We start from the raw sequence: 20,400 nt of genomic DNA on the forward strand, positions 1-20,400 counted from the left end.
TCTGTTGAACCCCTTCTGTCATTCCATGCACGAGGCGCCTGTCCCCAATGGACGATCAGAACAAAAATCTTATTCTCGCAACCGCACTCAGCTTTCTGGTGATCCTCGGGTGGTACACCCTGTTCCCGCCGCCGGAGCCGGAACAGGCGCCTGAAACCGCAATCAGCGAAACCGCGCCAGCAGGCGATACCGCCCTGGCACCCAGCGCCTCTGCGGATGCGGTGGCCGGAACCGCCGCGGAAGAGGCCGAAGCCCCGCAAGCGCCGCGTGTCTCCATCGACACCCCGCGGGTGACCGGCAGCATCTCGCTGCAGGGCGGCCGGATCGACGACCTGTCGCTGAAAGACTACCGCGAGACCCTGGACGCAGACTCTCCGATCGTCAAACTGCTGAAACCCGTGGGCGAAGCCCAGGCCTATTACGCGCTTTACGGCTGGGCTCCGGGCGCGGGCCTGAGCCCCAGCGACGTGCCGGGCGCCAACACCGTCTGGACCGCACCCGCTGACGCAACCCTGACCCCCGAAAGCCCGGTCACCCTCACCTGGGACAACGGCAAGGGCCTGGCATTCTCGCGCACCATCTCGGTGGATGAAAACTACATGTTCTCGGTCACCCAGTCGGTTACCAACACCTCCGGCGGCACCGTCGCCCTGGCGCCATATGGCACCCTGGCACGCCACGGCCAGCCTGCGGACCTGAAGAACTTCTTCATCCTGCACGAGGGCCTGGTGTCGATGGCGGACGGCGAGCTGGCCGAAACCGATTATGACGACATGGCCGATTTCGAGCCCGATCCGCGCGACGGCTCCAAATCTGAGGTCAAACAGGTCGAAACCAACGGCTGGACCGGCTTCACCGACCATTACTGGATGTCCACCCTGGCGCCTGCTCCGGGTCAGCCCTTCCGCTCAATCGCCAAATTCGACGAACGCCGCGAGATCTACCAGACCGACATCGTGCTGCCGACCGTGACCTTGGCCGACGGCCAGTCCTCGGAAGTGACCACCGAACTGTTTGCCGGCGCCAAGGAATGGGCCACCATCCGCGGCTACCAGAAAGATGGCATCCAGGGCTTCCTCGACTCGATCGACTGGGGCTGGTTCTTCTTCCTGACCAAGCCGATGTTCGCTGTGCTGCACTGGCTGAACGTGATGATCGGCAACATGGGCTGGGCGATCATCGGCCTCACCGTGCTGATCAAGATCCTGGTCTTCCCGCTGGCGTATAAATCCTATGCGTCGATGGCGAAGATGAAGGAACTGCAGCCGGAGATGGAGAAGCTCAAAGAGCGCGCCGGCGACGACCGCCAGAAGATGCAAAAGGAGATGATGGAGCTGTACAAAAAGGAGAAGGTGAACCCCGCCGCGGGCTGTCTGCCGATCCTGATCCAGATCCCGATCTTCTTCTCGCTCTACAAGGTGATCTTCGTCACTCTGGAACTGCGCCACGCGCCCTTCTTCGGCCCCTTCCAGGACCTCAGCGCGCCGGACCCGACCTCGATCATGAACCTCTTCGGCCTGCTTCCCTTTGCAGCACCGGCACCGGAAAGCATCCTGGCCCTGGTCTTTATCGGCATCCTGCCGATCCTGCTCGGCATCTCGATGTGGCTGCAGCAGAAACTGAACCCGGCGCCCACCGACCCGACGCAGCAGATGATCTTTGCCTGGATGCCCTGGGTGTTCATGTTCATGCTCGGCGGCTTTGCCTCCGGCCTGGTGGTCTACTGGATCGCCAACAACACGATCACCTTCGCGCAGCAGTATCTGATCATGCGCCGCCACGGCTATACGCCGGACGTGTTCGGCAACATCAAGTCGGGCTTCAAGAAGAAGCCCAAGGCCGACAGCTGATGACCGCCGAGGTCACACATATCTGGCGCCACCCGCTCAAATCGCATGGGCGGGAGGCACTGGAGGACGTTACCGTGAGCGCCGGGCAGACCATGCCCGGCGACCGCGTTTGGGCGGTTGCGCATGAGGCCTCGGATGCCGACGGCAGCCAGTGGGTATCCTGGGCCAATTTCACCCGCGGCGCCAAGGCCCCCCGGCTGATGGCGATCAACTCGTCTTATGACGAGGCAGCGGGCCTTCTGACCCTGACCCACCCGGACCGCCCCGGCCTGACCTTTGACCCGGACAAACCGGAAGATCAGGCCCGTTTCCTGGAATGGGAAAAACCGCTGCTGCCGGAAAACCGCGCCGGCTCGTCCCATATCGTGCGCGTCCCGGGCCGCGGCATGACCGACACCGAATTCCCCTCGATCACCTTGTGCAACTGGGCCTCCCACCGGGCCGTGGAACAGGCAATCGGCCACGACCTCTCGGCCAAGCGCTGGCGCGGCAACATCTGGTTTGATCTGAATGAGCCCTGGGCCGAGAACAACTGGCTCGGCCGCGAGGTCCAGATTGGCGAGGCCGTGTTCGCTGTTCGTGAGCGCGTGGTGCGCTGCCTGGCCACCGCTGCCAGCCCGGAAACCGGTGAACGCGACGCCGACACATTGAAAACTTTGAAAGACAACTGGGGCCACCAGGACTTCTCGGTTTATGCCGAGGTCGTCCGCGGCGGCCGCATCCGCATCACTGATGCGGTAAAGGTGCTGTGATGCAGATGCAATTTCCCCTGGCCGAAGCGCCGGACGAGTTCTCCACCGAAAAGGGCCGCAAGCTGTTTGCGGGTGAAACCGGTTTCCTGAAGGGCGTCGTGGCGATGAACGGCCTGCCGCCCGCTGACCGGGTTGAGGTCTGCTTTGCCGGCCGCTCCAACGTCGGCAAGTCGAGCCTGATCAACGCGCTGACCGGCACCAAGGGCATTGCCCGCGCCTCCAACACGCCGGGCCGCACGCAGGAGATCAACTTCTTCACCCAAGGCCCCGAGCTTTATCTCGTCGACCTGCCCGGCTATGGCTATGCCAATGCGCCGCTGTCGGTGGTGGAGAAATGGCAGAAGCTGCTGAAGCAGTATCTTTCCGGCCGCGTCTCCCTGCGCCGCGCGTTTGTGCTGATCGACAGCCGTCATGGCGTCAAGAAAGTCGATGACGACATCATGAAGCTCCTGGACAGCTCTGCGGTGACCTTCCAGTGCGTGATGACCAAGGCCGACAAGGTCAAGGAAAAGGACCGCGCCAAGGTGCTGGAGCAGGTTCGTGGTGCGCTGGCAAAGCACCCTGCCGCCTACCCGGAAATCGTCCTGACCTCGTCTGAAAAAGGCGATGGAATCTCGACGCTTAGGTCGATTATCGCTACTCTCTGAGCAATGTTTGACCGGCTCGCCTCCTACCTGGTTGTGATTGCCCTGGCCGTGGCCGGGCTGATCCCGGCTGGATGGATGCCGGGCACCGGGTCTGACGGCAAAGTGCTGTTGGTGATCTGTACCACCGAGGGCGCCGTCGAAACCTGGGTCGACCTGGACGGCGGCGACAGCAGCGGCGGCCATGCCCCCACCGAACAGATGGAAGACCGCAGCTGCCCCTTTGCCGCCCTTGGCGCCACTGCCCTGCTGCCGGATAATCTGATTGACCTGAACCTGGATGCGCCCTTGTCCGACCGCTGGTCGCGCGAGGCCTTCACCCACCATACTGCCGGCTTCCACTGGCGCTATGACGCCCGCGGACCGCCCGCGCTCTCCTAAGGCCTGACGGCCTGTCCCTGAACAATCTTTGACATTCCCGCCGGCACCTCCTGTGCCCGGCCCTGTTCTGACATGGAGAGAACAATGGCGACCAGCCAACCGCATTCCGCGGGCCAATCGCGTCCGCTTACCGAAAAATTCTACTTCGCCGCCTGGCGCTGGCATTTCTATGCCGGCCTCTATGTGGTGCCGTTCATGATCATGCTGGCAGTGACCGGCCTGATGATGATGTTCATCACCCAATTCGACGGCCGCGACGGCGAAACCATCCGGATCACCCAGGGCGAGACCGCCCTGCCCCTCCCCCGGCTTGAAGACAGCGTCCTGGCCGCCCAGCCCGGCGCTATCGCCGAGTGGATCGGCCCCAAGGCCCCGGATCTGGCCACAGTGTTCCGGGTGAAAACCGAGGAAGGCCAGCGCCTGGTCGCCATCGACCAGTACACCGGCGAGGTGCTCTCCAGCTGGGACCGCCGCGCGGGCTGGTACGACTGGGCCGACAATATGCACGGCTCTCTGCTGATCGGCGACACTGGCGACCGGCTGATTGAGATCGCTGCGGGTCTCGGCCTGCTGCTGGTCTTCACCGGCCTTTACATCTGGTGGCCCCGCGGCAATGCCGCCTCGGCCTTCATCCCCAATTTCCGCGCCCGCGGCCGCGCCCTGTGGAAATCTCTGCACGCGGTCACCGGCTTCTGGATGTCGGCGCTGCTGATTGTCTTCCTGATCTCAGGCCTGTCGTGGACCGGCATCTGGGGCGGCAAGTTCGTGCAGGCCTGGTCCACCTTCCCGGCCGAGAAATGGGACAACGTGCCCCTGTCGGACACCACCCACGCCGAGCATATGAACCACGGCCACACCAACGATGTGCCCTGGGCGCTGGAACAGACCCCGATGCCTGCCTCGGGCTCTGACGCCGGCATCGACGGCATTCCCGCAGGCACCCCGGTGAACAGCGACAGCCTGGTGATCCTGGGCCGGCTGCTGGGCATGGAAGGCCGCTTCCGCCTCGCCTATCCCGGCGGTGAGGACGGCGTCTGGACCATCAACCGCGACAGCATGAGCAGCGACTCCGACGATCCTTTCATCGACCGTACCATCCACATCGACCGGCACAGCGGCAAGATCCTCGCTGACGTGAAGTTCGAGGATTACTCCTGGGCCGGCAAATCCATGGCCGTCGGCATTCCCTTCCACATGGGGCTGATGGGCACCTGGAACTTCGTGCTGAACGTGGTGTTCTGCCTTTCTGTGATCTTTGTGTCGGTCTCCGGCGTGGTGATGTGGCTGAAGCGCCGCCCGGCCGGTGCCGCCCGCCTGGCTGCGCCGCCGGTGCCCGCGGATCTGCCGTTCTGGAAGGGCGCGCTGCTGATCGGCCTCTTCACCTCCCTGGCCTTCCCGCTGGTCGGTATCACGCTGCTGGCCGTACTGGCCTTTGACGTGCTGCTGGTCAGCAACATCCCGGCGATGAAACGCGCGTTGACCTGAGCCCGCCTGACCCCGGAACAGATGCCCGCCAATCCCTCACCGGCGGGCATCTGATCAGGCACGCATTGCGGATTTGCGTCTCCGGAACCGGCTCATGGCTTCCCCTGTCCTGAGGAGGCCGTTGACCGGCAAAGGAACCGCAGCGCGTGCCGCCTTCCGGCTCTGTTCCGTCTTTGGCAGAGCCGGCAGCTGCGCGGTGTCTTTTGCGTCCTTTGAGGCGCCGCGCAGCCATTTCCCAAGCCTTTAGACGTGCTGCGCCCCGTTCACCTCGATCTCGGCGCCGGAGATATAGGAACTGCCCTCCGAGCACAGAAAATAGATCGCCGAGGCCACTTCCTCAGGCTGGCCCAGCCGCTGCATTGGCAGCTTCTCGACAATCTTCTCAGTGCCGGGCGACAGAATCGAGGTCTCCACCTCCCCCGGGGCAATCGCATTGACCCGCACCCCCAGCGGGCCGAAATCATGCGCCATCTCCCGCGTCAGCGCCGCCAGAGCCGCCTTGGAGGTGGCATAAGCCGCACCCGCAAAAGGATGCACACGGCTGCCCGCAATCGAGGTCACATTGACCACCGAGCCCTTGGCCGCCGCCAGTTCATCCTTCAAGCCCCGCGCCAAGACCACCGAGGCAAAGAAGTTCACATGGAACACCTTGCCCCAGTCCATCAGGTCGGTGTCCAGCGTGCTGAGCCGCTCTCCGTTCGACCCCTTGGGCGATATACCCGCATTGTTGACCAGCGCATCCAATTGCCCGTCCAGCCGCTCCTGGATCTGGCCCACTGCGTTGATCGTGTCGGACGGATCCGACAAGTCCAGCTGCACATGGTTCTCCTCACCGCCGCCCCAAGGGCATTCAGCCGGGAACGGCTGGCGCGAGCAGGTGATCACCCGCCAGCCCTCGGCGTTGAACCGGCGCACGGTGGCATGGCCGATACCGCGGCTGGCGCCGGTCAGGAGCAAGGTTTTACGGCGCATGGGACGGTCCTCATGAAGTGAATTGCGGGATGCTTTGCACGTCAAGCTAACACCGTAACCGGCATCTGCAATGGCTGCTCTTGGCAGCGGAGGCGGAACCGCCTAAACCAGAGCTTCAAAGGGATGATGACAGCGATGAAGACACAGAACATGAACCGCGATTGGATTGCCACTGCCGAGACCCTCTCCAGCGCCCTGCCGTACCTGCAGCGCTATGACGGGGCCATTGTCGTCATCAAGCTCGGCGGCCACGCCATGGGCAGCGACGAGGCGATGGACACCTTCGCGCGCGACATCGTTCTGATGCGGCAAGTGGGTGTGAACCCGGTGATCGTGCACGGCGGCGGGCCGATGATCAACGCGATGCTGGAAAAGCTGCAGATCCAGTCCGAGTTCGTGAACGGCAAGCGGGTCACCGATGCAGCCACCATGGAAGTGGTGGAAATGGTGCTGTCCGGCGTCGTCAACAAGCGCATCGTGCAGGCGATCAACCGCCAGGGCGGCCGCGCGGTGGGACTGTCGGGCAAGGACGCGAATCTGATCACCTGCGATCAGGCCAATGCGGATCTGGGCTTTGTCGGCGCGCCGGCCGAGATGGACCCCAAGGTGCTCTACGGCCTGTTCGAAAAGGACATGATCCCGGTGATTGCCCCGATCGGCACAGGCCGCGATGGCGAGACTTTCAACATCAACGGCGACACCGCTGCCGGTGCCATCGCCAAGGCGCTGGAGGCCGACCGCCTGCTGCTGCTCACGGATGTGGCCGGCGTCAAGAACGGCGAAGGCGAGGTAGTGACCGAGCTGAGCGCCGCAGACGTTGAGGAGATGACTGCCAGCGGAGTCATTGCCGGCGGCATGATCCCCAAGACCGAAACCGCGCTGGATGCGGTCCGCAACGGCGTGCGCGCCTGCACCATCGTCGACGGCCGGGTGCAGAATTCGGTGCTTTTGGAGCTGTTCACCGATCACGGCGCCGGTTCGATGATCCGCGCCTGAGCCGCGCCGGAGGGGCGCTGCCCCTCTTGGCCCTTCCCGGGGCCAATTCACCCCGGGATATTTTTGGCCAGAAAGAAGCAGCAGTGGAGTGGCGGGGCTTGCTTTTTCGCCACATATGCGCATCGCTGCATCCATGGAGCATGAAAGCCTGATCCGCCTGGGTGTTTTTCTGGGCCTGTTTGCGTTGTTTGCCCTGGCCGAGGTCAAGGCGCCAAAGCGGGAACGGCGGCTGCCGCGTGGGCAGCGCTGGGTCACCAATCTCTCGATCACCCTGCTGAATACGCTCATGCTGCGCGCCCTGGCCCTCGGCCTGCCGCTGCTGGCGGTTGGGGCAGCGCTGGACGCTGCGGAACAGGGCTGGGGGCTGCTGAATACGCTGGCCTGGCCCGCCTGGAGCGAAGTGCTGCTGGCGGTTCTGGTTTTGGATTTTGCCATCTGGCTGCAGCATCTGATCACCCACAAGGTGCCGCTGCTGTGGCGGTTGCACAGGGTGCATCACGCCGACCGTGACATGGATGTGACCACCGCCGTGCGGTTTCACCCCGTCGAGATCGCCCTGTCGATGCTGTTGAAGATCGGGCTGGTCTATCTGCTGGGTCCCTCTGCCCTGGCTGTGGTGCTGTTCGAGATGCTGCTGAATGGCACCGCTCTGTTCAACCATGCCAACCTGCGGCTGCCGCCCGCCGCAGATGCGCTGCTGCGGCTTTTGCTGGTGACGCCGGACATGCACCGGGTGCACCACTCGGTCCGCCGCGAAGAGCATGACAGCAACTTTGGCTTTGCGCTGTCCATCTGGGACCGGCTGTTCGGCACCTACACTGCGCAGCCCGGCGGCGGCCATGAGGGCATGACGGTGGGGCTGCAATGGCAGGACAGCCGCCCGGCCCGCCTGGGCTGGAGCCTGCTGCTGCCCTTCCGCCGCCGCTGACCTCCCCGGCGGGAAGACGCCGGCAGGCCTCAGCGGGACGTTTTTGCACTCTGCGGGCAGGAAACCCGCTGTTAGGCTCGCACCATAGCCACCTGACCGGACGCCGCCCATGACCCTGACCGATCTACCCGCACCGCCGCCCCAAGGCGGGCTTTCCTACGCCGCAATCGAAACCGCTGCTGCACCAGCCGGGCTGGCGGTCTATGCCGCGCTGCACCCACGGCTGCGGCCGGTGCAGGCGCTGGAGGGCGGCACGCTGGTTCTCCTGGGCACCACCGGGGATTTCTGGCCCGTATTCTCCGCCAGCGCAGAAGCCCGCGATGGCGCCCCCGACCCTGTGGACCGCTGGTCGGAGCGGGTGCTGGGCACTCTGGCAGCAAACCTGGGCGGCACCGCCCATTTCCCATTTACCGGCCCGCCTTATACGCCGTTCATCAATTGGGCGCTGGCCTCGGGGCGGTTTTTCACATCGCCGTCACAGATGATGGTGCATGATCGCTTCGGCATGCTGATTTCCTTGCGGGGGGCCCTTCATTTCAAACAGGAATTTGACATCCCCCCCCCGCCTTTGGCAGACTCTCCCTGCAACAGCTGCCCTTCCCGTCCCTGCCTCAGCGCCTGCCCCGTATCAGCGCTGGCGGACGGAGGCCCCTACGATCTGGCGGCCTGCCACGATTATCTTGATACCAGCGCAGGCGCCGGCTGCATGACCGGCGGCTGCCTCGCCCGGCGGGCCTGCCCGCTGAGCCGTTCCGCAGGCCGGGACCCCGAACAAACCGCACACCACATGAGGCATTTTCATACCCGATGACTTGCACCCTGATCCTGACCCGCCACGCCAAATCCGCCTGGGACACCAATGTGCCAAGCGATCATGCCCGCCCGCTGAACAAACGGGGGCGGCGCTCGGCCCCGGCGATTGCCGCCTGGCTGAAGGAATGCGGCTACCTTCCGGATCAGGTGATCTCCTCCTCGTCCCAGCGCACCCGTGAAACCTGGGAGCTGATGGGGCTGGATGCACCCGCCGCCTTTACCGAGCGGCTGTATCACGCCAATTCCGACATCATGTTCAAGGCCCTCAGCGAGGCTGAACAGCCCTGCGTGATGATGATCGGCCACAACCCGGGCATTGCTGCCTTTGCCCATTCCATCGTCGCCAGCCCGCCCGATCATTCCCGGTTTGACGACTACCCGACCGGCGCTACCCTGGTGGTCCGGTTCGCCATTGACACCTGGCGCGACCTGGCCTGGAGCAGCGGCAACGTGATCGACTTTGCCGTCCCGCGCGAACTGCTGGGCGAATAACCCCTGCGGCACAGCAACGCATCCTGCGCGGGAGGCCTCTGGCCCCCTCGCGCAGGAGCACTAATATCCGCTCCGGACATGCCCCGGATTGGAGACACTCATGCACCGCCGTTCCTTGCTGCTGGCCGCAGCCGCCCTGCCTCTCGTCAGCCTGCCCGCCGCAGCGCAAGAGACAATCCGCATTATGAAATCGCCAACCTGCGGCTGCTGCACCGCCTGGGCAGACCATCTCGCCGCCGCTGGCCTGGCCACGGAGGTGCGCAATGTGCCGGATGACCAACTGTGGGCCATGAAGGAACAGCTTGGCATCACTGGCGATCTGGCCTCCTGCCACACCGCGCTGGCGGGGCCTTATGTGATTGAGGGGCACGTGCCGACGGCAGACATCCAGCGGCTGCTGGCAGAACGCCCCGAAGCCCGCGGCCTGACTGTGCCTGGTATGCCGATCGGCTCCCCTGGCATGGAAATGGGAGATGAGCGCGAGCCCTTCGACACGCTGCTGATCCTGGCAGACGGCCGCACCGAGGTTTTTGCAAGCCACGCCTGAACAAAAAAGGCCGAGCGCTGTGCCCGGCCTTTCCAATTCGTACACCTTTGGCCTTAGTGGCCCAGGATCTGGCTGAGGAACAGTTTGGTCCGGTCGCTCTTGGGGTTGTTGAAGAACTCCTCGGGCTCGTTCTGCTCCACGATCTGGCCCGCGTCCATGAAGATCACCCGGTTCGCCACCTGGCGGGCAAAGCCCATCTCGTGAGTCACGCAGAGCATGGTCATGCCCTCTTCCGCCAGCTCGATCATGGTGTCGAGCACCTCCTTGATCATCTCCGGGTCCAAGGCCGAGGTCGGCTCGTCGAACAGCATGATCCGCGGCATCATGCACAAGCTCCGCGCAATCGCCACCCGCTGCTGCTGGCCGCCCGACAGCATGCCGGGGTACTTGTTGGCCTGCTCCGGGATCTTCACCTTCTCCAGGAAATGCATCGCCCGCTCCTCGGCCTCTTTCTTGGGCGTCTTGCGGACCCAGATCGGCGCCAGGGTGCAGTTCTCCAGGATGGTCAGATGCGGGAACAGGTTGAAGTGCTGGAACACCATGCCCACTTCCGAGCGGATTTTGTCGATGTTTTTCAAGTCGTTCGACAATTCGGTGCCATCGACGACAATCTTGCCCTGCTGATGCTCTTCCAGCGCATTGAGGCAGCGGATCAGGGTCGACTTGCCGGAACCCGAAGGCCCCGCGATCACGATCCGCTCGCCCTGGTTGACGGTCAGATTGATGTCGCGCAGCACGTGGAACGAGCCGTACCACTTGTTCATGCCATTGATTTCGATGGCGACCTCGTCGCTCACCTGCATCTTGGAGCGGTCGATTTGGCGGTCGGACATAAGTTCAGACATATGTTGAACTCCTTAACGGTGGTCGGTGGCGAGACGGCGCTCGAGCCACTGTGAGTATTGAGAAATGCCGTAGCAGACGACGAAGAACAGAAGCGCGGCAAAGCCCAGAAGCTCCCAATAGACCCCGTTCCACTCGGTGGAGGCGAGGATCGGGCCGCGGATCATGCCCACCAGGTCGAACATCGAGATGACCGAAACCAGGGTGGTGTCCTTGAACAGGCCGACGGCCACGTTCACGATACCCGGGATGGAGATCTTCAGCGCCTGCGGCAGGATGATCAGCCGCATCGCCTGGGGGTAGTCCAGGCCAAGGCTGTCAGCCGCCTCATACTGTCCCTTCGGCAAGGCCGCCAGGCCGCCGCGGATCACCTCGGCGATATAGGCTGCCGAGAACATGGTGATCATGATCACCACGCGCAGGAACAGGTCGACGGTGCTTTCCGGCGGGAAGAAGTAGGCCAGCATCACCGATGCCACGAACAGCAGGGTGATCAGCGGCACGCCGCGCACGAATTCAATGAAGATCACGCAGATCCACTTGATCAGCGGCATGTCGGACTGACGGCCCAGCGCCAGCGCGATGCCCAAGGGCAGCGACAGTGACACACAGGTCACGCCCAGCATCAGGTTCAGCATGAAGCCGCCCAGATCGCGCGACGGCACGGCCTGCAGCATGGCGTTGTCCGATGCTCCTTCAGGGATCAGCGCGCCACCGATGATCCAAACCGCAAAGGCCGCAGCGATGGCCCCGAAGAAGCCGATGGCAAAGCTGCTCTTGCCGTAGGTCTGGAACACAAAGGCGCCCGCGGCAAACCCCAGCAGCGCCACGATCGGCGCCAGGATGGTGCCGCCCCAGATCAGCCAGAAGGCCAGGAAGGGGTAGACGGCAGTAAAGGCCAGCAGCTTGCGCGGCAGGTCAAAGAACAGCACCGGCGCAATTGCGACCAGCAGCAGCACCAGGGCCAGGTTCGGGCGCCAGTACTGATCCACCGGATACTTGAAGCCGTAAAGCAGCTGGTTCCAGCGCTCGGTCAGCACCGAGAAACAGGCGCCGACTTTGCCTTGCAGCACTTCGCGGCATTCCGCCAGCGAGCTGGTGGTCCAGACGCCGTTCAGCACCCAGGGCAGGATCCTGGCAAGGATCATATAGATCGCCAGCAGTGCCAGAATGGTGAGGACCGAGTTGACGGCGTTGGAGAACAGGTTCTCGCGCAGCCATTTGATCGGGCCGGTTTCACCGGCAGGCGGCGGCGACGGCGGGATGGTGCCGTCCGCGACAAAGGCAATGGAGTTGGTTGTCTGATCAGTCATGTCTCAGCGCTCCTTCAACTTCACGGATGCGTTGTAAACGTTCATGACCATCGAGATCACCAGCGAGGCGGTCAGATAGAACAGCATCAAGAGGAGAACACATTCGATGGCGCGGCCGGTCTGGTTCAGGGTGATCCCGCCCAGAGTTGCGGTGATATCCGCATAGCCCACGGCAATCGCCAGCGAGGAGTTCTTGGTAATGTTGAGGAAGTTGGAGATCAGCGGCGGAATGATCACCCGCAGCGCCTGCGGCAGCACCACCAGGTTCATCACCCGGCGCGGACGCAAGCCCAGGGCCGACGCGGCCTCGGTCTGGCCCTTGGACACCGCCTGGATGCCCGCACGGACGTTCTCGGCAATGAAGGCGCCGGTATAGATCGACAGGGCAAACCACAGCGCGATCAGCGGACCGCCGATCTTGATGCCGCCCTTGAAGTTGAAGCCCTTCAGCTCAGGGTATTCCCAGGTCAGCCCCATGATCAGCATCAGCGCCAGGAACGGCACCAGCCACGCCGCGAGGATCAGCGACAGGGTCTTGGGCCGCACGCCGGTGGCTTCCTGCTTGTTGTTGGCCCAGACGTTGATCTGATGCGCCGCAATCCAGGAGCCTGCGAAACCGGCCAGAACCAGCAGCCAGTTCATCGCGGTGCTGGCAAAGATGCCGTTCTCAAACCAGGGCATCGGGATATAGATGCCGCGGTTGGTGAAGGCAAAGGCGTCAAACAGCATGCTGGAGGTGGCATTGTCGCCGCGGAACGCCCGCGGGCCCGGCAGCACCGCCGTCATGATGGTGAAGATGATGATGATCCAGATCAGCACCGGGATGTTGCGGAAGATCTCGACATAGACCGCCATCAGCTTGGAGACGAGCCAGTTGTTGGAGAGCCGCAGAACACCGGCGATCACACCGAACACCGTTGCCGTGATACAGGCCAGGAAGGCCACCAGCAGCGTATTCAGCAGGCCGACCAGGGCGGCACGGGCGTGGCTGGACTGGCTGTCATACTCAACCAGGCGCTGGTTGATGTCATAGCCGGCCGAGTCGCCGAGGAAGGAATAGGAAATATTAAGCCCGGCAGCGCGGAGGTTCTGGATCAGGTTGTTTCCAAGATACCAAATGCACAGGGCAAGAACGACAGCCGCGATTACCTGGAAGGTCAGTGACCGGTAACGGGTGTCGTTGATGAGCATAGACAGCCGAAACCCTTCGTTCGGCGGGTCAGTCAACGTTGACATGAATTGTGATCCCCTGGCTCCGGTGGTCTATCCTGGCGGGGTTGTCCCCGCTCCGCAACGGTCCGGAGCTTTTTGCAGATAGGAAAAGGGCGCAGGAGTGTCCTGCGCCCTTCCCGTTGATGTGTTTAGCGGAACGGCGGTGCGTACAGCAGGCCGCCTTCGGTCCACTGGGCGTTCAGGCCGCGCGCCAGGCCCACCGGAGTGTCTTCACCGATGGTCTTGGCGAAGACTTCGCCGTAGTTGCCGTTGGCGGCAACCGCGTTTTTCGCCCAGTCAGCCGACAGGCCCAGCATTTCGCCCAGGGTGCCTTCGGTGCCCAGCAGGCGGTTGATTTCCGGGTTGTCGGTGCCGGCGGACATTTCGCCGATGTTGGCCGAGGTCACGCCCAGCTCTTCTGCAGCGATCATCGCGTTCAGAGTCCAGCGGACAACGTCGCCCCACTCGTGGTCGCCATGGCGGACCAGCGGGCCCAGCGGCTCTTTGGAGATGATTTCCGGCAGGATCGCGTGGCCCGACGGATCGTCGAAGGTGGCGCGGGTTGCTGCCAGGCCGGAGGCGTCAGTGGTGTAGACGTCGCAGGAGCCGGCCAGGTACTGCTGCTGTGCTTCAGCGTTGGTTTCGATCGGAACCGGCTCGTAGCTGATGTTGTTGGAGCGGAAGAAGTCCGCCAGGTTCAGCTCGGTGGTGGTGCCGGTCTGGATGCAGACGGTGGCGCCGTCCAGTTCCTTGGCCGAGGACACGCCCAGCTCTTTCGGGACCATGAAGCCCTGGCCGTCATAGTAGTTGATGCCGACGAATTCGAACTTCAGGTCGACGTCGCGCGAGAAGGTCCAGGTGGTGTTGCGGGCCAGCATGTCGATTTCGCCAGACGCCAGCGCGGTAAAGCGGGTCTTGCCGGTGGTCGGCACGAATTCCACGGCGGTCGAGTCGCCCAGCACGGCTGCAGCCACAGCACGGCAGACGGCAACGTCAAAACCTTCCCATTCCCCGCTCGCATTCGGAGCTGCAAAGCCGACCAGGCCAGTGGTCACGCCGCAGTTCAGCTTGCCGCGCGCTTTCACATCGTCCAGCGTGCCGGCAGACGCTGCGCCAGCCGCAAGACCGGCAAAGGCCATTGCGCCCAAAAATACGGATTTTTTCATTTTTACCTCTTCCTGATAGTCCGCCATTCGGCGGTTCTTTATTACCGGCGATCCCCCGCCGGAAATGAGACCGAAGAAGGGTTTACCCCTAATTCGCGCCCAATTCTGGGCGCATTCATCAACAAACGTCAAGGGTCGTATCAGGAATTTCGATGTGCGGGGTGCGCACAAATTATTCCAGCGTATAATTTTATGCCGCTGCGCACCCCCCAAAAGGTAATTTTCTGAACTCTCAGGAAAAATCGTAGAAGCGCTTGGCGTGCAAAAACTCCTGCCGCTTCACTTCCGCAGCGGCCTGGGCCTCTTCGTCTTCGCCCCATTGCTCTTCCTGCCAGCGCTCGTCCAGACGCGACAGCTGCCAGATCTCATCCGCCCCGCGCCAGCTCTGCGCTGCGGCAAAGCCAAGCACCAAAGACCCGGAAATCCCTACCAAATCATGGAATGCGGCCAGCTGGAACGGTGTCATCGCATGCACCTTGGCGCGCAGGGTTTCCAGCGCCTGCGGCTCCTGCGGCTGATGCAGCACGCCCGCGCGCGGCTGCAGCCGGGCGCCCAGCGCCTCTGCTGCCCAGTCCAGCGCCGGGTCCCATTCCTGCGCTTGACGCAACGTCAGCTCCGCCGGGGTGTCGGCGCGGTAGCACAACAGGTCGGAATCGCCGTACTCGGCCAGCATATCGGCCACTTCGCTGTGCTGATGTGTCACCTTGTCAATCGCCGCATTGGCAGACCGGGTGCAAGGCATGGTTCCGGGATCAACTGATTCGGTCTGTGCCTTCCACTCAGCGGCGATGGCTTCGGCCATCTCCCGGGTCGGCACCACCAGCGGCGCCTTGGCCGGTGTCTTGACCCGGCGGCCGTCCAGCTCCACTGCAAAACCGCCCTCGGTTCCGGCGACCGAAACCTCTTTCCAGAACCGCTTCTGTGCCCAGCCGCTCATCTCTTACTCCTTCCAAATCTCTGCCAGCAGCGGCCGCAGTTCCGCAAAATCGCGGATCAGGTAATCGGCGCCCAAAGTCTCTGCCGGATGGTATCCCCAGGGCACGGCAATGGTGGTGACCCCCGCCGCCTTGCCCATTTCGATGTCAAACCGCGTGTCGCCTATCATCACCGTGTTTTCCCGGTCCGCCCCGGTCTCGGCCATCGCCGTCAGCACCATCGAGGGATGCGGCTTGGACGGGTGATGGTCCGCCACCTGCCGGGTCACGAAACAGTCCAGCCCGTGCGCCGCGATCAAGGCATCCACCCCGCGCTGCGACTTGCCGGTTGCCACGCCCAGCAGATACTCCGGCACAGCATTGAGCTCCATCAGCGTCTCATACGCGCCGGGATAAAGCGGCGAATGCGCCGCGCCCGCAGCCTGGCGGGACAGCATATACGAAGACTTGTAGCCCTCGACCAGCGCGTCCAGCGTGACGGCATCCTGTCCCGGCGCCAGCTCCTTCATCGCCAAAGGCAGCGACAGCCCGACAATCGACAGGATCGCGTCCCGCGCCGGAACCTCCAGGCCAACCCCTTGAAAAGCCTCGGCCATCGCGCCGGTGATCGCGCCCTGGCTGTCGGCCAGGGTGCCATCCACATCAAACAGGATCAGCCGCAGCGGCGCGCTCACTTCAGATCCTCAAACGGATCATCCGCAGCCAGATCCTCGGTCCAGCCGAAGGTGTCCCAGCTTTCCTTCATATGCCCGGGCAGCGGCGCCGCCACGGCAATCTCCTTGCGGGTCACCGGGTGCTCAAACACCATCCGCCGCGCGTGCAGATGCAGCTTCTTCGAGATCACCCCGCCGATCGAGGCGCCCCAGCCGTCGCCCAGGTTCTCCTGCCCCGAGCCGCCGTATTTGCCGTCCCCGGCAATTGGATGCCCCATGCCGGACATATGCGCCCGCAGCTGGTGGGTCCGCCCGGTGATGGGCTCCATCGCCACCCAGGCCGCGCGGCTCGCCACGCGGTACAGAGTGGCATACAGCGTATGCGCCCGCTTGGCACCCGGCGTTTCATCGACATCGTGCGGATGCACGTTGATCATCTTCTCGCCTTCGCCGGACTTGCCATGGCCCGGAGCCTTCACCAGCCCGTTCTTGATCTCGCCCAGATACGGCGTCGGCACGCCGGCCACCAAGGCCCAGTAGATCTTGCGGGTGTTCTTATGGCGGAAGGCCGCGGTCAGCCCCTGCGCCGCCTTGCGGTTCCTCGCCAGCACCAGCACGCCAGAGGTATCCTTGTCGAGCCGGTGCACCAGCTTGGGCTTTTCCTCCAGCCCGAACTTCAGCGCCTCGGACAGACCGTCAACATGCTTGTTGGTGCCGGAGCCGCCCTGCACCGCCAGGCCTGCGGGCTTGTTCAGCACAATCACATCATCGTCACGGTAGATGACGCAAGACTGGATCATCTTGGCATCCGCGTCCGAAATCCGCACCGGCCGCGCTTCGGCCGGCTTCAGGTCGCTGCCCGCCAGCGGCGGCACCCGCACCACCTGCCCCGCTTCAACGCGGGTATTGGCCTTCACCCGGCCGCCGTCCAGACGCAGCTCGCCCTTGCGGCACATCTTCTCGATGCGGCCCTGGTTCACATGCGGAAACAGCCGCCGCAGCCAGCGGTCGATGCGCTGGCCGCTGTCGTCCTCGCTGACGGTAATCATCTGCACGCCGCTCATGCGAACACTCCTCTGCCTGCCATCAGGCCCAAAAACAAGCCGCTGACCGACAGGCTCACGGAAAGACAAACATATAGCGCCGCCTGCCCGAAGGCGCCGCGCTCGATCAGATTGGCGGTCTCCAGCGAGAACGCCGAAAACGTGGTGAACCCGCCCATCAGCCCGGTCATCACCAGGGGGCTCAACCAGGTCAGATCCCGCATCGCCGCTGCCACCACAAAGACTCCCATCAGAAAGGAGCCAAGGATGTTCACCATCAGCACCGCCACCGGGAAGTCGTGATGGCCCAACAGCCGGATCACCCCCAGCCCGGCCAGATAGCGGCACACCGCCCCAACAGCGCCGCCAACCGCGACCATGGAAACCGAAGTCATCATCCCCGTCCTGTCGCGCGCGCGTACGGAGATGTCAAGTTTTCCCCGTATTGCACCGCATGCAAGGCTTCAGCGAAACAGGAGATGCAGTCCGCGCCATTGGCACTGAGCTGGATCCTTACTTCTTCTGCCCAAAATTATCCCCGCCGGAGGCACCGGTTTTCCGTCAGGAAAGCCGGACAGCCCGGTTTCAACCGAACCGCTTCGGCACCGGCTTGCCGGTCAGCCGCTCCCAGTATTCGTCCGCCCGTTTCTCAAAGGTCGGCGACTGGCGCGCATCGCTCACATAAAACCGGCCCGGCGCGCCCTCCGGCGCATAGGGCTGGTCAACCCAGCCGCGCGGGTCCTTATGCGGGCTGCGGTAGCCTTCGTGGCCCAGCTCCGCGGCGCCCTGGTAATGCGCATCGCGCAGATGCAGCGGCACCGCCATCGGCGGCTCCTTCGCCACCGCCGCCAGCGCAGCGGCAATCCCGTGGTTGGCAGAGCCGGACTTGGGCGCGCGGGCCACATGCAGCGCTGCATGGGCCAGGATGATCTGCACCTCCGGCAGCCCCACCATTTCCACCGCCTGGGCCGCCGCGACCGCCGTCTGCAGCGCCGTATTGTCGGCCAGGCCCACGTCCTCAGAGGCCTGGATCATGATGCGACGCGCAATGAAACGCGGATCCTCACCGCCGTGGATCAGACGCGCCAGCCAGTAAAGCACCGCATCCGGGTCTCCCCCCCTCATCGACTTGATGAAGGCAGAGATCACGTCATAGTGCTGATCGCCCGAGCGGTCGTGGTTAACCGGTGCCGCCCTGTAGGCCTCCTCCAGCATGGCGTCCGTGACCTCAACCTGCCCGCCCGCATGGCCGATGGCCAGGCTTTCCAGCGTTGTCAGCGCCCGGCGCGCATCACCGCCGGAGCGGCCCGCAATCACCCGCTTCTGCTCGGCGCTCAAAACCACCTCAACGCCGGCCTGCGCCAGCTGGCACAGCCCGCGGTCCAGCACTTCTTCCATGTCCTCGATCGAGATCGGCTCCAGCTTCAGGATGGTGGAACGGGACACAAGCGCCTTCGGCAGCGCGGTATAGGGGTTCTGGGTTGTTGCGCCGATGAAATCGGCGGTGCCGTCCTCACAAATCGCCAAGAGGTCATCGGCCTGGGTCGCCGAGAACCTATGCACCTCGTCCACGAAAATCAGCAGCGGCCGGATCCGCGCCTCATCGGCCAGCTGGCGGATATCCTTGACGCCGGCGCGGGTCGCATGCAGCTGGCGGAATTCCTTGCTGAGCATCTCGCCAGCGGCCCGGGCAATCGAGGTCTTGCCGATCCCCGGCGGGCCATAAAGCACGATGCTGCCAAGCTGGTTCGCGGCAATCCGGCGCCGCAGGATCGAGCCTTCGGCGGTCAGGGCTTTCTGGCCGATCACATCATCCAGCGACCGCGGCCGCAACGCCGCCGCCAGCGGCTGCGCGCCCTGTGCGCCGCCTGCATCAAAAAGATCCGCCATTGCTACCCTCGCTTTCGCGGTGACCTTGCCTGCCTGATCCGTGCGCCGGCAGGACCCGCCCGTCAAGCGTCAATTGCCGGCTGCCGTCAGAGGCGGAACCTCAGCGACATCCGGCTGCCGCGGCGCTGCAGGTCGATCTGGATCCACCGGCCGCTGTCCGACAGGATGGCATAGACGTCATCCGGGCTGCCAACCGCCTGGCCGTTCACTGCCAGCAGCTGGTCGCCCGGCTGCACGCCGCCGCGGCCCGCATAGGGCCCGGGATCAGTGACGACCACGCCTTCGGACGACAGCGGCAGGCCGAGGCGGGCAATCACCTGCGGATTGATCCGCGCCACGGTCAGGCCGGGCATCGCAGTGCGTTCATCCAGCTGCACCGGATTGGCGGGCGGCTGGTCGGGAGCGGTGATCATCGGCACCGAAATCTCTTCCCGTTCGCCGCCGCGCAAGCGGGTGATGGCGGACATGCCGTCCAGCCCCGCCACCGACATCCGGAACACCATTTCCGAAGGTGAGTTCACCACTTCGCCGTCCACATGGGTGATCACATCGCCGACCTTGAAGCCCGCCTTGGCAAAGGGGCTTTCGCGGTGCAGGTCCGAAATCACCATGCCCTCGGGCAGCTCCATGCCTAGCGACGCCGCCAGATCCGCATCCACCGGCTGGCCGGCCATGCCGGCCCAGGGGCGCTGGAACTCTTCCGAGCCGCGGCGGGCCTGGCTTACGAATTCCTTTACTAGGTTGGCCGGGATGGCAAAGCCGATGCCGTTGGAGCCGCCGGAGCGCGACAGGATGCGGGTGTTGATGCCGATGAGATCGCCGTTCACATCGATCAGCGCGCCGCCTGAGTTGCCCGGGTTGATCGGCGCATCGGTCTGGATGTAGTAGCCAAAACCATCGCCCGCGCCCATGCCGGTGCGCGCCAGCCCCGAGATGATGCCGCTGCTGACAGTCTGGCCGACCCCGAACGGGTTGCCGATTGCCAGCGCCAGCTCGCCAACTTCAACCTGGTCACTGTCGCGCAGCGAGAGGTACGGCAGGTCTTCCGCCGCCTCCAGCTGCAGGATCGCCAGATCGCTCGCCTTGTCGCCCAGGATCACCCGCGCATTGTATTCGCGCCGGTCCGCCGTCACCACCCGGATCTCGGTCGCCATGCCGACCACATGGTAGTTGGAGACCACGATGCCGTCGTCCGACAGGATCACCCCCGAGCCCAGCGAGTTCTCGACCCGCGGCTGCGGCTTGGCGAAGCCGCGGAAGAAGTCATCGAAAAACGGGTCGTTCATGAAAGGCGAGCGCCGCTGCTGCACCTGGCGCACCACCTTGGCATAGATGTTCACGACCGCGGGCGAGGCCTGTTTGACCAGCGGCGCAAAACCCAGCGCGATTTCCGCCTGGCTTTGCGGGATTTTGGTTTCCGCAGCGGCAGGCAGAGCCAGGATGATGGCGAGGGCGGTCAGGGCGGGACGGATCATGCGGGCTCCA

Annotated in this window: 21 protein-coding genes; 10 read left to right on the forward strand and 11 right to left on the reverse strand. The window is 63.9% G+C overall.

Features of this window, described 5'->3' with window-relative positions; all coding sequences use genetic code 11:
* The first annotated feature begins 47 nt into the window (after positions 1 to 47).
* From yidC to RA19_RS06480, 5 genes are all read left to right on the forward strand, one after another.
* Positions 48 to 1,850, forward strand: a complete 1,803-nt coding sequence (yidC, locus tag RA19_RS06460; protein WP_039160729.1) for a membrane protein insertase YidC — start codon at positions 48 to 50, stop codon at positions 1,848 to 1,850.
* Positions 1,850 to 2,602 carry an MOSC domain-containing protein gene (locus tag RA19_RS06465; protein WP_039160731.1) on the forward strand — a complete coding sequence of 251 codons (753 nt, stop codon included), beginning with the start codon at positions 1,850 to 1,852 and terminating at the stop codon, positions 2,600 to 2,602. Before yidC ends, RA19_RS06465 begins: the two co-directional genes overlap by 1 nt.
* Positions 2,602 to 3,249 (forward strand): ribosome biogenesis GTP-binding protein YihA/YsxC, encoded by a 648-nt coding sequence (gene yihA, locus RA19_RS06470; RefSeq protein ID WP_039160733.1) that lies wholly within the window; start codon positions 2,602 to 2,604, stop codon positions 3,247 to 3,249. Before RA19_RS06465 ends, yihA begins: the two co-directional genes overlap by 1 nt.
* A gap of 3 nt (positions 3,250 to 3,252) precedes the next feature.
* The gene (locus RA19_RS06475) at positions 3,253 to 3,627 is read left to right on the forward strand and encodes a DUF2946 family protein (protein ID WP_039160735.1); all 375 of its coding nucleotides are present in this window, start codon (positions 3,253 to 3,255) and stop codon (positions 3,625 to 3,627) included.
* An 84-nt stretch (positions 3,628 to 3,711) separates the two neighbouring features.
* Positions 3,712 to 5,112 carry a PepSY-associated TM helix domain-containing protein gene (locus tag RA19_RS06480; RefSeq protein ID WP_039160737.1) on the forward strand — a complete coding sequence of 467 codons (1,401 nt, stop codon included), beginning with the start codon at positions 3,712 to 3,714 and terminating at the stop codon, positions 5,110 to 5,112.
* A 243-nt stretch (positions 5,113 to 5,355) separates the two neighbouring features.
* On the opposite strand, the gene RA19_RS06485 is transcribed toward RA19_RS06480, so the two are convergent.
* Entirely contained in the window at positions 5,356 to 6,084 is a 729-nt protein-coding gene (locus RA19_RS06485; protein ID WP_039160740.1) for an SDR family NAD(P)-dependent oxidoreductase, read from the reverse strand.
* Between the two features lie 135 nt (positions 6,085 to 6,219).
* On the opposite strand from RA19_RS06485, the gene argB reads away from it, so the two are divergent.
* From argB to RA19_RS06510, 5 genes are all read left to right on the forward strand, one after another.
* A complete protein-coding gene (gene argB / locus RA19_RS06490; protein WP_039160866.1) occupies positions 6,220 to 7,080 on the forward strand; it encodes an acetylglutamate kinase in 861 nt (286 codons plus the stop codon).
* Positions 7,081 to 7,213: 133 nt separating this feature from the next.
* Positions 7,214 to 8,008 (forward strand): sterol desaturase family protein, encoded by a 795-nt coding sequence (locus RA19_RS06495; protein WP_039160868.1) that lies wholly within the window; start codon positions 7,214 to 7,216, stop codon positions 8,006 to 8,008.
* A gap of 109 nt (positions 8,009 to 8,117) precedes the next feature.
* The gene (locus RA19_RS06500) at positions 8,118 to 8,819 is read left to right on the forward strand and encodes a hypothetical protein (RefSeq protein WP_039160742.1); all 702 of its coding nucleotides are present in this window, start codon (positions 8,118 to 8,120) and stop codon (positions 8,817 to 8,819) included.
* Positions 8,816 to 9,313 carry a SixA phosphatase family protein gene (locus RA19_RS06505; RefSeq protein ID WP_039160745.1) on the forward strand — a complete coding sequence of 166 codons (498 nt, stop codon included), beginning with the start codon at positions 8,816 to 8,818 and terminating at the stop codon, positions 9,311 to 9,313. The genes RA19_RS06500 and RA19_RS06505 overlap by 4 nt, the downstream gene beginning before the upstream one ends.
* Before the next feature lie 100 nt (positions 9,314 to 9,413).
* Positions 9,414 to 9,860: a DUF411 domain-containing protein gene (locus RA19_RS06510; protein ID WP_039160747.1), complete on the forward strand. Its 447-nt coding sequence runs from the start codon at positions 9,414 to 9,416 to the stop codon at positions 9,858 to 9,860.
* Positions 9,861 to 9,913: 53 nt separating this feature from the next.
* Here the strand turns inward: RA19_RS06510 and RA19_RS06515 are convergent, their stop codons facing one another.
* The 10 genes from RA19_RS06515 to RA19_RS06560 form a co-directional block, all read right to left on the reverse strand.
* Positions 9,914 to 10,705 (reverse strand): amino acid ABC transporter ATP-binding protein, encoded by a 792-nt coding sequence (locus RA19_RS06515; RefSeq protein ID WP_039132239.1) that lies wholly within the window; start codon positions 10,703 to 10,705, stop codon positions 9,914 to 9,916.
* 12 nt (positions 10,706 to 10,717) lie between these two features.
* Complete coding sequence (locus tag RA19_RS06520; RefSeq protein ID WP_039160749.1) at positions 10,718 to 12,016, reverse strand: amino acid ABC transporter permease; 1,299 nt, start codon at positions 12,014 to 12,016, stop codon at positions 10,718 to 10,720.
* Positions 12,017 to 12,019: 3 nt separating this feature from the next.
* Positions 12,020 to 13,252 (reverse strand): amino acid ABC transporter permease, encoded by a 1,233-nt coding sequence (locus RA19_RS06525; protein WP_039160751.1) that lies wholly within the window; start codon positions 13,250 to 13,252, stop codon positions 12,020 to 12,022.
* A 125-nt stretch (positions 13,253 to 13,377) separates the two neighbouring features.
* Positions 13,378 to 14,394 (reverse strand): amino acid ABC transporter substrate-binding protein, encoded by a 1,017-nt coding sequence (locus RA19_RS06530; RefSeq protein ID WP_039160753.1) that lies wholly within the window; start codon positions 14,392 to 14,394, stop codon positions 13,378 to 13,380.
* A gap of 232 nt (positions 14,395 to 14,626) precedes the next feature.
* A complete protein-coding gene (locus tag RA19_RS06535; protein WP_039160755.1) occupies positions 14,627 to 15,331 on the reverse strand; it encodes an ATP12 family chaperone protein in 705 nt (234 codons plus the stop codon).
* Positions 15,332 to 15,334: 3 nt separating this feature from the next.
* A complete protein-coding gene (locus tag RA19_RS06540; protein WP_039160758.1) occupies positions 15,335 to 16,003 on the reverse strand; it encodes an HAD family hydrolase in 669 nt (222 codons plus the stop codon).
* On the reverse strand, positions 16,000 to 17,046 hold the full coding sequence (locus tag RA19_RS06545) for an RluA family pseudouridine synthase (RefSeq protein WP_039160761.1): 1,047 nt from the start codon (positions 17,044 to 17,046) through the stop codon (positions 16,000 to 16,002). Before RA19_RS06545 ends, RA19_RS06540 begins: the two co-directional genes overlap by 4 nt.
* Entirely contained in the window at positions 17,043 to 17,423 is a 381-nt protein-coding gene (gene crcB / locus RA19_RS06550) for a fluoride efflux transporter CrcB (RefSeq protein ID WP_039160763.1), read from the reverse strand. The genes RA19_RS06545 and crcB overlap by 4 nt, the downstream gene beginning before the upstream one ends.
* Before the next feature lie 187 nt (positions 17,424 to 17,610).
* The gene (locus RA19_RS06555) at positions 17,611 to 18,915 is read right to left on the reverse strand and encodes a replication-associated recombination protein A (protein WP_039160764.1); all 1,305 of its coding nucleotides are present in this window, start codon (positions 18,913 to 18,915) and stop codon (positions 17,611 to 17,613) included.
* Between the two features lie 86 nt (positions 18,916 to 19,001).
* Positions 19,002 to 20,390 (reverse strand): trypsin-like peptidase domain-containing protein, encoded by a 1,389-nt coding sequence (locus RA19_RS06560; protein WP_039160766.1) that lies wholly within the window; start codon positions 20,388 to 20,390, stop codon positions 19,002 to 19,004.
* Positions 20,391 to 20,400: the final 10 nt, after the last annotated feature.

The sequence above is a fragment of the Leisingera sp. ANG-M1 genome (assembly GCF_000813745.1).
Classification (GTDB): Bacteria; Pseudomonadota; Alphaproteobacteria; order Rhodobacterales; family Rhodobacteraceae; genus Leisingera.